Raw genomic sequence first — 11,848 nt, forward strand, 5'->3', positions numbered from 1 at the left:
CCGAATCAGGCCACGAACTCGACCAGCGCCGCATGGAAATTCGGATCCACCACGGCCATCAGATGATCGCCGGGCACGATCCGCAACGTCGCCTCGGGTAGTGCGGCCGCGAGCCGATCGGGCTCCGCGGCGAACGGGTCGTTATCGCCGGCCAGAACCAGGCTCGGTATCGTGATATCGGCCAAGGTCTTTATGGGCTCGTCATCAAGGCCGGTCGCGACCACCTCGATGGCCTCGCGATCGGCGCGTACCGCGTCGGCGAGAATTCGGAACATCATCGCGATCGGTGGTGTGCCCGCGCCATCACCGCGCATGGCGGCGCGCAGATCATCGATATCGATGACGCGCCGGTCGACGCCGCCGCAATCGAGCACACCGGAGCCGATGCCGCCCACCGCCAGCTTGCTCACCCGCTCGTCGGAGCCGGCCACTAGCAGCGAGATGATCGCGCCCATCGAATAGCCCACCTGCACAACGCGATCGAAGCCGAGTTCGTCGTAGAGCGCGCTGACATCGCGTGCCATCCCCGCCCATGAATACCGCGACGGATCATGGGGTTTCTCGGAACGACCGTGCCCGCGCGCATCGAGTGACACCACGGTGTGCCCGGCGGCGTGCAGGGCACCGACTACCCCGGTGGCCATCCAGTTGGCATTCGTATCGGCCACTACCCCGTGTTGCAGTACGACCGGAATGCCTGCGCCCTCCCACACGCGATAGTTGAGCTCCAGTCCGTCCCAGGTCTTGAACGTCGTCATGACCGGATCGTAGCCGGATAGCAGGTTTGACAAGTTCGATGTGTTCAGCATTTACTGAACACATCAGTTTCCACTGAACTTCTCGGGATCAGAAATCTCTTTAAGGAGCCTCATGACCACCACCGCGATCCGCACGGAGGGCCTGACCAAGCACTACGGCAAGCATGTCGCACTCACCGGGCTGAATCTCGAGGTCGGCCGGGGCGAGGTGTTCGGGTTTCTCGGGCCCAATGGTGCGGGCAAATCCACCACCATCCGGATCCTGCTGGATCTGATCCGACCGACCGCAGGCCGGGTCGAGGTGCTCGGCATCGACCCGCGCGTCGGCGGTGCGCAATTGCGCAAGCGCATCGGTTACCTGCCGGGTGAACTCGAGATCGAGGGCCGCAATACCGCTCGTGAGCTGCTCACCTTTCTGGCCGACCTGCGCGGCGATGTCGCACCGAGGCGGATCACCGACCTTGCCGATCTGCTCGATCTGGATCTGTCCAAGAAGGTCGGTGCGATGTCCAAGGGCAATAAGCAGAAGGTCGGCATTATCGCCGCGTTCATGCACAATCCGGATCTGCTGATCCTCGACGAACCCACCTCCGGACTGGATCCGCTACTGCAGCAACGCTTTCTCGAGCTGGTCGGCGCGGCCAAGCGCAATGGGCAGACGGTGTTCATGTCCTCGCACATTCTCAGCGAGGTGCAGCAGAGCGCCGACCGGGCGGTCATCATGCGCGCCGGTCAACTGCTCGGCACCGAGAATGTCGAGGATCTGCGCAGGCGTTCGCCGCGCTCGGTCGAATTGGTCTTCGTCGAGGACATCCTCGGCGACGACTTCGCCGAACTGCCCGGCGTGCGCGATGTGTTCGTCGACGGAAAAACCTTGCGCTGCACCACCGAAGGCGAGGTCGACGGCCTGTTCAAGATGGCCGCGAAATACCAACTGGTGAGTGTGCTGTCCACCGAGCCGGATCTCGAACAGATCTTCTTCAGCCGCTACGGCCGCTGATCCTCTATTACCTGAATCATCTAGTGCACAAGGGAATTCGTCATGACTCGCTCGATCTTCACGCAGACCTTGAAGGAACAGCGGCGCGGCCTGATCGGCTGGTCGATCGGCTTCGCCATCATCCCGCTGATGTACCTGCCGTCCTATCAGTCGCTGAAGGAGCAGGGCTCGCTCGATATCAAGCAGAACAAGATGTACGACGCGATGGGCGTCAGCGATTTCGCCAGCGCCAGTGGTTATTTGAACGCCACGGTGTACTCGTTGATGGGTCTGCTGCTGATGCTGATCTTCGCGGTCACCTTCGCGAGCCGTTCGGTGGTGCAGGAGGAGAACGGGATGCTGGATCTGCTTCTCGCCCAACCGATCAACCGGATGAATCTGCTGCTGCAGCGATTCGCCGCGCTGGCCGTGCAGACGGCGAGCGCGACCGCCGTGCTCACCCTGAGCGTGATCGTGGGGGTCGACCAGGGTGGGCTGAACGTACCCACCGGCAATATCGTGGCGGCAAGCGCGGGGCTCGGGTTGCTGGCGCTGGTCGTGGGCGCGATCACGCTGCTGATCGGCGCGGCCACCGGAAAGCGTTCGGTGACACTGGGTTCGGCGTCGCTGATCGCGGTGGCTGGCTATCTGGCCAATAATCTCGGCGATGACTCGGTGCGCAAGTTCTCACCCTTCTACTGGGCCAATGGCGGCGCGCCGCTCGTGCACGGCTGGAACGGTATCCACCTGACGGTGCTCGTCATCGTGGCCGCCGCCGCCCTAGTGCTGGGGCTAGGTGCCTTCGATCGCCGCGATCTGGCGGTCTGATCGACCGCTCCGGGGCGGGCATACTCGGTCCGCCCCGATACCGCTACCCGTATTCTGGAAGGGATACTTCTCCGATGGGCACCACCGACAACGAGCAGGCCACCGAACCGACTCCGGAAAAGTTGGCATTCGTCGAGGATTTCGCGCTCGTACTGGAGCGGATGGGCCTGGTCCGGATGACGGGTCGGGCCGCGGGGTGGTTGCTGGTCAGCGATCCGCCGGAACAGACCTTCGGCCAGATCGCCGATGCGCTGCAGGCCTCCAAGGGCTCCATTTCGTCGGCACTCAAGACGCTGGTCACCATGCGCTGGGTGGACAAGATCTCCAAGCCGGGCGATCGCAAGGACTACTACTCGATCCGGCCAGGAATCCTGCCCGAGCTGACCCGCCAGCAGAGCGGTATGTACACCGATCTCACCAATATGACCGCGCGCGGGCTCGCCCTATTCGACGACCCGAATGGTACTGATGCCGAACGGGTTCGGGATATGCACGAGTTCTTCGTGTGGATGGGTAAGGAGCTACCCGCACTGATCGATCGGTGGTACGCGGAGCACGCCTAGGCGAGCAGCTTCGCCTTCAGTGCGCCGATATCGGTGGCCGACAGCTTCAATCCCTCGCGGATGTAATTGTCGAAACTGCCGTAACTGCGGTCTGCCTGATCGAAGGCGGCATCCAGCCAGGCGGCCGAAACACCATTGAGCGGATCGTTCGGGCTGGCATCGCGGTACTGGTTGGACAGCAGGAAATCCCGCATGACGGTGTCGCGGTCCACGCCGAGAACGGTCAGCAGGACGGCGGAAGACCAGCCGGTACGGTCCTTACCGGCGGTGCAGTGGAACAGCACGGCGCCGTCGGCGTCGACGATGTCGCGCAGCACCGCGGCGAACGCCTCGTTCGCACCGGGCGCGGTGATGAACGCGCGATACAGGTCATTGCCGCCGGTGAGGGTGGTGATCAGAGTTTGCGGCGGGGCTTGCCCGATGACGTCGTTCCAATTCGCGACCGCACCCGCGGGCACGCGGTCGGCCGCGATGGTCCGCTCGTAGACGGTGCGCAGATCGTCGACCACGCGCACCTGACGGTCGGTCAGCACCGCCAGATCGGCCGGAGTCGCATTGTTGAGCTGACCGGTGCGGTAGACCAGCCCGGTGCGTACCCAGTGGCCGTCGGTGGTGCGGTAGCCGCCCGCGTCGCGGCCGTTCTGCACGCCCTGCAGGGGCAGTGCGCGATCGAAGGTCACCGGATCGGCGACGCTGACCGGGTCGGCCGGTGCGACACCCGCCACTGGACCGAAAGCGACGGTGAGACCGGCGGCGAGCGCGACCGGAACCCGAACGGAACGACGGACCATGCCTGCTCCAATCACTCGGCGTGAACGCCCACTACACAATCAAGTGAAGTATGAGTTGGTCAACTTTCCTGTTCGGCTCGGCCGCGTAGGTCGATCCTCGACGGTTACGCGGCAACCTCGAAGCGCGAAAGCGCCAGCAGACGCGAAATCGCACGCAGGTACTTCTTGCGATATCCGCCGTCGAGCATCTCCTTGGAGAAGATCTCATCCAACTTCGCACCCGAAACCGTCACCGGGACACTCGCGTCGTACAAACGGTCGGCAAGCACGACGATCCGCAGCGCGACCGCCTGATCGGTCACCGGATGCACATCCGAGATGTACACCGACGACACACCGGCGATCAGCGCGCCGTACTTGGACGGGTGCAATGTGCTCAGATGCTTCAGCAGCGCATCGAATTGGTCGAGCGTGGAACCCGTTGTGGCAGCGGCACGTTCGGTGAGCGACTCCGGCGAGCTGGGTTCGGGTGCTGGCGGCAGATCGCGATGCCGGTAGTCCGGACCGTCGACCCGTACCGCCTCGAAGATCGAACCGAGCTTCTTGATCTCGCGCAGAAAGTCCTGTGCCGCGAAGCGACCCTCCCCCAGCTGGCCGGGCAGGGTATTGGAGGTGGCGGCAATGGAGACACCGCGCGCCGACAGCTCGGTCAGCAACCGCGAGACCAGCATGGTGTCGCCGGGATCATCGAGTTCGAATTCGTCGATGCACAGCACGCTGTTCGCCGCGAGCCGCTCGAGAGCGTTGTTGAAGCCGAGTGCGCCAACGAGATTGGTGAGTTCACCGAAGGTGCCGAAGGATTTCGGCGCGGGCGCGCTGTGGAAGACGGAGGCCAGCAGGTGGGTCTTGCCGACACCGAAGCCGCCGTCGAGGTAGAGCCCGGCACCGCTGATCGGTTTCTTCTTCCCGAACAGGCTCTTCTTGTTCACCGCCTGATGGATCTTGGCGACCTGACCGGCGAACCCCTCGGCCTTGCCGACCGCGGCCGCCTGGGACGGCTCATTGGGATCGGGGATGTAGGAGGCGAAGCTGACCTCGTCGAACATGGGCGGTGGCACCATCTGGGCGACCAACTGGTCCGCCGGAACCTCCGGATGGCGATCGACAAGGCGTTCTTGCATGCTGGAAGCCTAATGACGTGGTGTGATCTTTGTTCATGCAGCGTATCCACAATGCGATCCAGCTCACAGGACTGAGCCGCGAGGACCTGGCCGACCTGTACGCGTACCCCACCGAACTCCAGGCCCCTTGGGTCCGCGCCAATTTCGTCTCCAGCATCGACGGCTCCGCAACCAGCGACAATGTCTCCGAGGGCCTCGGCACCCCCGCCGACAAAACCGTCTTCATGCTGCTGCGCCAATTGGCCGATGTGATCGTGGTCGGCGCGGGCACCGCGCGGGCGGAGAACTACGGTGGCGCCGGGACCGACCCGGTCTTCCGGCGGGCACTGTACGACCGCGGCATCGGCGGACATCGCGACGGCGCACCGCCACCGATCGCCGTGGTCACCGCGAGCGCTTCGCTGGAGCCGGGTGCGCGGCTGTTCACCGAGACCAAAGTTCCGACGCTGATCATCACGACCAGCACCGCACCGGAGGATCGCAAACAGCAACTCGCCGAGGCGGGCGCGCATGTCATCGAGGCGGGCGGTGTCGCGGTCACCCCGCAGGGCCTGATCACCACACTCACCGATCTCGGACTGCGGCGCGTGCTGTGTGAGGGCGGCCCGCATCTGTTCGGTGAGCTGCTGGAGGCGGATGCGGTCGACGAACTGTGCGTCACCACCTCGCCGATCCTGGTGGGCGGCACCGCGCGCCGAATCTCGCTGTCGGCACACGAATTCCGGGTACCGATGGTGCGCGGCCATATCCTGCTCGACGACGACGGCACCATGCTGACCCGCTGGACCCGTTCATGAACACACCGCACGAACCTGGCAGGCTGTAGCGCATGCGCTGGACTCGGGCCGTCGTGCTGGCATCGACACTCTCGATCATGATCGCCGGATGCGGTGCGGGACCTTCCGATCGCCCCGGCGTCGCCGTCGAGCGCGCGCCACAGGGCGGGGCGGGTCCGCACCCGACCACGGTCATCGCGCCACCGCCGGATGCCGGTGTCCCGAAAACCGATCTGGCCTGGCGCGATTGCACGACACCGACGCTCGACCTACTCAGCCTCGGCCCCGCGCCGTCCGGCCTGGTCCTGGACTGCGCCGAATACACCACGCCGATTGATTCGACCGGCGGCGTGCTCGGCAACTTCCGCACCGGCGCCATGCGTGCCCGGCTGGCGCAGACCCCGACCGATGTCGCTCCGCTGGTCATCACCTCCGGCTCGGACCGCTCCTCGACCGCGACACTGGCCGGGTTCGCTGTCGGCGCGGCCAACGGTCTGCTGGCCACCCGCCCGATCGTCGCGGTAGACCGGCGCGGCCTCGGCACCTCACAACCGATCGACTGCATGAGCGTGGAGTCCCGCCGCGGCCTCGCCGATAACGGGCAATTCGGACCGGGCGCGCGCGATCCGATCGAAGCGGTGACCGGATTCAGCCAGGACGCCACCATTGCCTGCCGCGATTTCCTGCAGCCCTATGAAGGGACCTTCGACGCACCGCACGCCGCCGATGACATCGAACAGTTGCGCAGGCAGTGGCAGGTCGATCGGATCGACCTGCTCGGATCGGGCAACGGCGCGAAGGTCGCGCTCAGCTACGCGCGGAAATTCGGCGACCACCTCGCGCGTCTGGTGCTGGACTCGCCGGAGGCCGTCGGTACCGATGCCGTCACCCGCACCGAACAGCGCGTTCAGGGCGCGGAGGCGGCGGTTACCGCATTCGCCCAGCGTTGCACAGGAGTCAACTGTTCACTCGGCGCCGACCCACGAGCGGCGATCATCGATCTGGTGCGCAAGGCGGGCAGCGGCGGACTCGGCGATATCTCCGCGAACGCGCTATTGACTGGTTTGTCGGGGTTCCTCGCCGGTCCGCGCGACCAGTCAGCGCATATCGCCGAACTCGCCGACGCGCTCTCGGCCGCCGGGCGCGGCGATCGCGGCCCGCTCGGGACGCTGATCCAGCGCGAAACCGCCGCCACCGCGGCCGATGGTCAGTTCGTCAACCGCTGCACCGATAACCAGCTGCCGCCGAGCCCCACCAAGGCCAAGGAACTCGCCGACACCTGGGGTGCCAAATATCCGGTGTTCGGCAGGTCGGCCGCGATCGGGATGATGGAATGCGTCGCGTGGCCGGTCAGTGCCGCACCGCCGCTGCCGGAGAAGCTGGACCTGCCGGTTCTCGTACTCGGTGGGGTGGCGGATCCACTGGTGGGCGATGGCGGTCAGGCCTCGGTGACCGGGGCGCTCGGCGCCGCGGGCGCGCGCAAGGCCGCGATCACCTGGCAGGGTTGGGGACATCCGGTCTTCGCCCATTCCGGTTGTGCACAACGGGCCCTCACCGACTATTTGAAGGACGCCAAGCTGCCTGCCGATGGGACGGCGTGCCCCGCATAACGCGAGCGAATCAAAGACACATCCCCTAACATCGGCGCGCCAGGTAGGTCCCGGCAACCGTCGCGTACGGATCCGGTGTACCGTGCCCCAGTGTTACTTCGACAGCTCGAGCCTCGCACCGCTCGCACCACCGCCGAGGTGATCAAGTTCGCACTCTGGCCCCTTGCGGTCATGACTGTGCTCAACCGGATCTTCATCAAGGCAGTCAACGGGTTCATCACCGATGACTTCAAACCGGTCTACAACGCGTCGCTGGCCTTCCTCAACCACCGACCGGTGTACACGGCGAATTACAACCTGGTGGATCCGCACTATCTGTATCCCCCGAGCGGCACGCTGCTGATCGCGCCCCTGGCGCTGATCGACCCGGAGAAGTCGCGCTGGTGCTTCATCCTGCTCAATGCCGCCGCCATCATCCTGGCGTGGTATCTGCTGCTCAAGCTGTTCAAGTTCACTCTGTCGTCGGTGGCGGCGCCGGTGCTGCTGCTCGCCATGTTCAGCTCCGAAACCGTTATCAACACACTGGTTTTCACCAATGTGAACGGATGCGTACTGCTGGCCGAGGTGGCCTTCATCATGCTGCTGCTCACGCGGCAGGATCTGTGGGCCGGTGCGATATTGGGTTTGAGTATCGCGGTGAAACCCACGCTCGCACCGCTGGTACTGATCGCGGCGGCGCGCGGACAGTGGAAGGTTTTCTACACCGCCATCGGTGTTCCGGTGGCGCTCACCGCTATCGCCTGGCCACTGTCGAAGGACGCGGACAAGTTCTTCACCCGCACCGCGCGCTACATCTTCGAATCCCGGGACTACTTCAACAGCGCGATCGTCGGCAACGCGGCGTATTACGGTCTGCCGCTGTGGCTGACCTGGGGTGTCCGGATCGTCATGGGCGTCGTCGTCGCCATCACGCTGTGGTTGCTGTACCGCTACTACCGCGAGGATGAACTGTTCTTCGTGACGACCTCCTCCGGTGTGCTGATGACCGCCTCGTTCCTGCTGTCCTCACTGGGGCAGATGTACTACTCGATGATGCTGTTCCCGCTGCTGATGTCGGTGGTGCTGCGCAATTCGGTGATGCGGAACTGGCCGGCGTGGCTGGCGGTGTTCGGATTCATGTCCTACGACAAGTGGCTCTCGGATCGCTGGCAGGGCTTCGGACGCAACCTGGAATATCTGCGCATCACCTTCGGCTGGGGTCTGCTGCTGATCGTCATCGCGTGTGTGCTGGTCGACCGCTATCTTGCGGCGCGACGGGAAGGTCGGCTGCCATTCGGAATCGATCCGGCGTGGATGCGCTCGGCCCCGGATTCGCGGAATGCCGCCGAGGAGGCGCCGCGGGTGGTCGAGCCGGAGACGGCATACGAAAGCACTCCCGACGAGGCGACAAACGGCAGCGAATTGCTCGATGAACCGCGGGCGAGTGCGCTCAAATAGCGATGGGACAGTCGGCACGGGCGTGGAAAACCTATTAGCGTGGAGCAATGAGTTCTGACGCCGACACGTCCCTGCCCGCGCCCCGGATTCAGCTGACCCCACAGGAGTGGAAGGCCAAGCTGAATCCGGAGGAGTACGCGGTGCTGCGACAGGCCGCGACCGAACGTCCGTTCACCGGCGAGTACACCGACACCAAGACCGAGGGCGTCTATGTGTGCCGAGCGTGCGGGGCCGAATTGTTCCGCAGCACCGAGAAATTCGATTCGCATTGCGGTTGGCCCTCGTTCTTCGACCCGGCGAAGTCGGAGGCGGTGATTCTGCGCTCCGACGACACACTCGGCATGCACCGGGTCGAAGTGCTGTGTGCGAATTGCCACAGCCACCTCGGCCACGTCTTCGAGGGCGAGGGATACGGCACGCCCACTGATAAGCGCTATTGCATCAACTCCATCGCTCTGCAACTACACCCCTCGGGCAGTGCAGCAGAGTAGAACGAACGCGGCGCCGAAGGAAAGATACAGACCGATCGGCTTGTTGCGCATGCCCCCAAAAATTCGGGCATGCGCGAGCGATCGGTGATCAGGGCAGCGCGGCGATGAGTTTTTCGATTTCGACGCGCGGACCGGTGAAGAAGGGCACCTCTTCGCGCACGTGCAGGCGGGCCTCGGTGGCGCGCAGGTCGCGCATGAGGTCGACGATGCGGTGCAGTTCCGGGGCCTCGAAGGCGAGGATCCATTCGTAGTCCCCGAGGGCGAACGAGCTCACCGTATTGGCACGCACATCCGGGTAGCCGCGCGCGGCCTTGCCGTGGTCGGCGAGCATCTTGCGGCGCTCCTCATCGGGCAGCAGGTACCACTCGTAGGAGCGCACGAACGGATAGACGCAGATGTAGTTGCCCGCATCCTCACCGGCCAGGAACGCCGGAATGTGGCTCTTGTTGAATTCGGCGGGCCGATGCAGCGCCACATTGCTCCAGACCGGCGCGCTGGCCCGGCCCAGTTCGGTGGTGCGCCGGAAATCCGCGTACGCCGACTGCAACTCCTCGACCCGCTCGGCATGCGACCAGATCATGAAGTCGGCATCGGCACGCATCCCCGCGACGTCATAGATGCCGCGCACCACGACATCGCGCTCGGCGAGCCCATCGAAGAATGCCCGCGCCTCCTTGATGGCGGCCTCGCGGTCGTCCCCCAGCACCCCCGGCTGCACCTGGAACACCGAGAACATCAGGTAGCGGATGGTGGAATTGAGTGCTTGATAGTCGAGTCGCGCCATGATTCCTATCGTGCCACTGTGCCGCATCGAGGCATCCGTGTGGGCCGGCCCGACGGGGATGCTCGCACCGGGTTTCCGGCGCGAGCAGACTGCCGGTTACCTCTAGCAAGCGTCCACTCGCCAGTCGGTCGGGGTGAACTGTTGGATGTGAATGCGTTCCTCGAGTACGCCCCGCCGAGCAATTGGGCGCGGACCGACGGGGCCACACCGATCCCGCACACCCGTATCCGTCACGGCTATCGCATGGCGGCAATTCGCGGTATCGCGGACCCGATCAGGATGTGCTGGTGTGGGTCAGGGTGGTGGCTATGCGGTGGGCGGCGGCGGTGCCGGAGGCTACGCAGGCGGGGACGCCGACGCCGTGGAGGTAGGCGCCTGCCAGGGCGAGGCCGTCGAAATCAGCTGTAGTGGATTCGATTTCGGCGACGCGGTCGAGGTGGCCCGGTGCGTATTGAGCGAGGCCACCCGGCCAGCGTTGGACCGCTGCGGAGATCGGTTCGATGGTGGCCCCGGTGACGGCGGCGAGGTCTTCGGTGGCGGCGGCGATGAGGTCGGCATCGGACCAGGCCTGGGTAGAGTCATCGCCGAATTTGCCGAATGATGCTCGGACGGCTGCGGTTTCGCGGTCGGCGAGGTGGGTCCATTTGCGGCTCGACAAGGTGAATGCCTTGGCGCGCAAAGATTCTCCGGTAGCAACCAGGATGCCGGAGTTCTGCGGCAGCGCGGTCTCACGCGGGAGGGCAAGAGCCACAACGACAGACGAGGAGAGCTCGATGCCCGCGGCAGCCGATGCGGCGGCCGGTGCGAAGGAGCGCAGCAGATTCGCGGTCGCCGGAGCCGGGGTCGCCAGCACCACCGCATCCACCACACCGATCGGTTCGAGTACCCAACCGTGGGTCGCGCGGGTGAGATGGGTGGCCGAGGCCGCGGTGACGAATTCCGCCTCGGATTTCGCGGCCAACGCATCCAGCAGAACCCGGTAGCCCTCGCGAAGGCCGCCGAAAACCGGCGCGTTCGAGGGCGGCGGCATAGCGGCGGCCACCGCCTGGGTAAGGCTCGACGCACCGTTGTCGAGGGCCGCGGCCAGGGTCGGCAGTGCGGCGCGCACTCCGATGGAGCGCGAACTGCCCGCATAGACGCCACCGAGCAGCGGATCGACGCTGCGCTCGGCGACCTGCGCACCGAACCGGTCGGCGACCAGGCTGTATACGTCGATATCGGCGCCCGGATACCAGGCCAGCGGCCGCCGCGCCTCCGCTTCGATCCGCTCGAGCGTTTCGGCATCGACCAACCCGCGCATCGACTCGGCATCCGATGGGATGCCCATCAGCGTGCGTTCGGGCAGCGGATGCGCGCTGCCCTGCGCCCACACCAGTGGCCGCAATCCCGCGGGCACCACCAACTGTGATTCCAGCCCGAGTTCGCGCAGGAGCGCGGGCACCTCCGGCCGCCGCCCGACGAACGCCTCCGCCCCGAGATCCAAAGGCTCCCCGGCTAATTCGCCGGTATACAGAATCCCGCCGAGCCGCGCGCTCCGATCGATGACCACGATCTCGGCCTGCGCGCCCAGCAGTCCCCGCAACCGGTACGCCGCGACAAGCCCGCTGATCCCGCCGCCGACCACCGCGATTCTCATATCGCGACCGTAGCCCGCCGACGGATCCACACCGACCAGACCCCTCACCTTCGTGACCGAACACACGGTCGGCA

The 11,848-nt window shown here is 65.3% G+C and carries 12 protein-coding genes; 7 read left to right on the forward strand and 5 right to left on the reverse strand.

The features are described from left to right. Positions 1-5: 5 nt before the first annotated feature. On the reverse strand, positions 6-758 hold the full coding sequence (locus tag ACQP2U_RS27100) for an alpha/beta fold hydrolase (RefSeq protein ID WP_433710048.1): 753 nt from the start codon (positions 756-758) through the stop codon (positions 6-8). Positions 759-870: 112 nt separating this feature from the next. On the opposite strand from ACQP2U_RS27100, the gene ACQP2U_RS27105 reads away from it, so the two are divergent. The 3 genes from ACQP2U_RS27105 (at position 871) to ACQP2U_RS27115 (ending at position 3,128) form a co-directional block, all read left to right on the forward strand. Then, positions 871-1,758 carry an ABC transporter ATP-binding protein gene (locus ACQP2U_RS27105; RefSeq protein ID WP_433710049.1) on the forward strand — a complete coding sequence of 296 codons (888 nt, stop codon included), beginning with the start codon at positions 871-873 and terminating at the stop codon, positions 1,756-1,758. A gap of 42 nt (positions 1,759-1,800) precedes the next feature. Continuing rightward, positions 1,801-2,565: an ABC transporter permease subunit gene (locus tag ACQP2U_RS27110; RefSeq protein WP_433710050.1), complete on the forward strand. Its 765-nt coding sequence runs from the start codon at positions 1,801-1,803 to the stop codon at positions 2,563-2,565. Positions 2,566-2,639: 74 nt separating this feature from the next. Beyond that, positions 2,640-3,128, forward strand: a complete 489-nt coding sequence (locus tag ACQP2U_RS27115) for a GbsR/MarR family transcriptional regulator (RefSeq protein WP_397028552.1) — start codon at positions 2,640-2,642, stop codon at positions 3,126-3,128. On the opposite strand, the gene ACQP2U_RS27120 is transcribed toward ACQP2U_RS27115, so the two are convergent. Continuing rightward, a complete protein-coding gene (locus ACQP2U_RS27120; protein WP_433710051.1) occupies positions 3,125-3,919 on the reverse strand; it encodes a tyrosine-protein phosphatase in 795 nt (264 codons plus the stop codon). The genes ACQP2U_RS27115 and ACQP2U_RS27120 overlap by 4 nt on opposite strands. 104 nt (positions 3,920-4,023) lie before the next feature. Further along, entirely contained in the window at positions 4,024-5,040 is a 1,017-nt protein-coding gene (gene zapE / locus ACQP2U_RS27125; protein WP_433710052.1) for a cell division protein ZapE, read from the reverse strand. 35 nt (positions 5,041-5,075) lie between these two features. Here zapE and ACQP2U_RS27130 point away from each other — a divergent pair, with 35 nt between their 5' ends. The 4 genes from ACQP2U_RS27130 to msrB all read left to right on the forward strand — a co-directional run bounded on the left by ACQP2U_RS27130 (position 5,076) and on the right by msrB (position 9,354). After that, a complete protein-coding gene (locus ACQP2U_RS27130) occupies positions 5,076-5,837 on the forward strand; it encodes a pyrimidine reductase family protein (RefSeq protein WP_433710053.1) in 762 nt (253 codons plus the stop codon). Positions 5,838-5,869: 32 nt separating this feature from the next. Continuing rightward, entirely contained in the window at positions 5,870-7,426 is a 1,557-nt protein-coding gene (locus ACQP2U_RS27135; protein ID WP_433710054.1) for an alpha/beta hydrolase, read from the forward strand. Positions 7,427-7,516: 90 nt separating this feature from the next. Further along, positions 7,517-8,863, forward strand: coding sequence for a glycosyltransferase family 87 protein (locus ACQP2U_RS27140; RefSeq protein ID WP_433710055.1), 1,347 nt, complete (start codon positions 7,517-7,519; stop codon positions 8,861-8,863). Between the two features lie 47 nt (positions 8,864-8,910). Beyond that, complete coding sequence (gene msrB / locus ACQP2U_RS27145; protein WP_397028544.1) at positions 8,911-9,354, forward strand: peptide-methionine (R)-S-oxide reductase MsrB; 444 nt, start codon at positions 8,911-8,913, stop codon at positions 9,352-9,354. An 88-nt stretch (positions 9,355-9,442) separates the two neighbouring features. On the opposite strand, the gene hemQ is transcribed toward msrB, so the two are convergent. Then, entirely contained in the window at positions 9,443-10,138 is a 696-nt protein-coding gene (gene hemQ / locus ACQP2U_RS27150) for a hydrogen peroxide-dependent heme synthase (protein ID WP_433710056.1), read from the reverse strand. A 274-nt stretch (positions 10,139-10,412) separates the two neighbouring features. Then, on the reverse strand, positions 10,413-11,774 hold the full coding sequence (locus ACQP2U_RS27155) for a protoporphyrinogen oxidase (RefSeq protein WP_433710057.1): 1,362 nt from the start codon (positions 11,772-11,774) through the stop codon (positions 10,413-10,415). Positions 11,775-11,848 lie beyond the last annotated feature (74 nt).

The organism is Nocardia sp. CA-084685, assembly GCF_050955785.1.
In the GTDB taxonomy this organism is placed as follows: Bacteria; Actinomycetota; Actinomycetes; order Mycobacteriales; family Mycobacteriaceae; genus Nocardia.

What these genes read in the sequence shown, in the direction of transcription:
- msrB (WP_397028544.1), top strand. Translation starts at nt 8,911, where the DNA reads ATGAGTTCTGACGCCGACACGTCCCTGCCCGCGCCCCGGATTCAGCTG.
- ACQP2U_RS27115 (WP_397028552.1), top strand. Translation starts at nt 2,640, where the DNA reads ATGGGCACCACCGACAACGAGCAGGCCACCGAACCGACTCCGGAAAAG.
- hemQ (WP_433710056.1), bottom strand. Translation starts at nt 10,138, where the DNA reads ATGGCGCGACTCGACTATCAAGCACTCAATTCCACCATCCGCTACCTG.
- ACQP2U_RS27105 (WP_433710049.1), top strand. Translation starts at nt 871, where the DNA reads ATGACCACCACCGCGATCCGCACGGAGGGCCTGACCAAGCACTACGGC.
- ACQP2U_RS27135 (WP_433710054.1), top strand. Translation starts at nt 5,870, where the DNA reads ATGCGCTGGACTCGGGCCGTCGTGCTGGCATCGACACTCTCGATCATG.
- ACQP2U_RS27130 (WP_433710053.1), top strand. Translation starts at nt 5,076, where the DNA reads ATGCAGCGTATCCACAATGCGATCCAGCTCACAGGACTGAGCCGCGAG.
- ACQP2U_RS27110 (WP_433710050.1), top strand. Translation starts at nt 1,801, where the DNA reads ATGACTCGCTCGATCTTCACGCAGACCTTGAAGGAACAGCGGCGCGGC.
- ACQP2U_RS27120 (WP_433710051.1), bottom strand. Translation starts at nt 3,919, where the DNA reads ATGGTCCGTCGTTCCGTTCGGGTTCCGGTCGCGCTCGCCGCCGGTCTC.
- ACQP2U_RS27155 (WP_433710057.1), bottom strand. Translation starts at nt 11,774, where the DNA reads ATGAGAATCGCGGTGGTCGGCGGCGGGATCAGCGGGCTTGTCGCGGCG.
- ACQP2U_RS27100 (WP_433710048.1), bottom strand. Translation starts at nt 758, where the DNA reads ATGACGACGTTCAAGACCTGGGACGGACTGGAGCTCAACTATCGCGTG.
- zapE (WP_433710052.1), bottom strand. Translation starts at nt 5,040, where the DNA reads ATGCAAGAACGCCTTGTCGATCGCCATCCGGAGGTTCCGGCGGACCAG.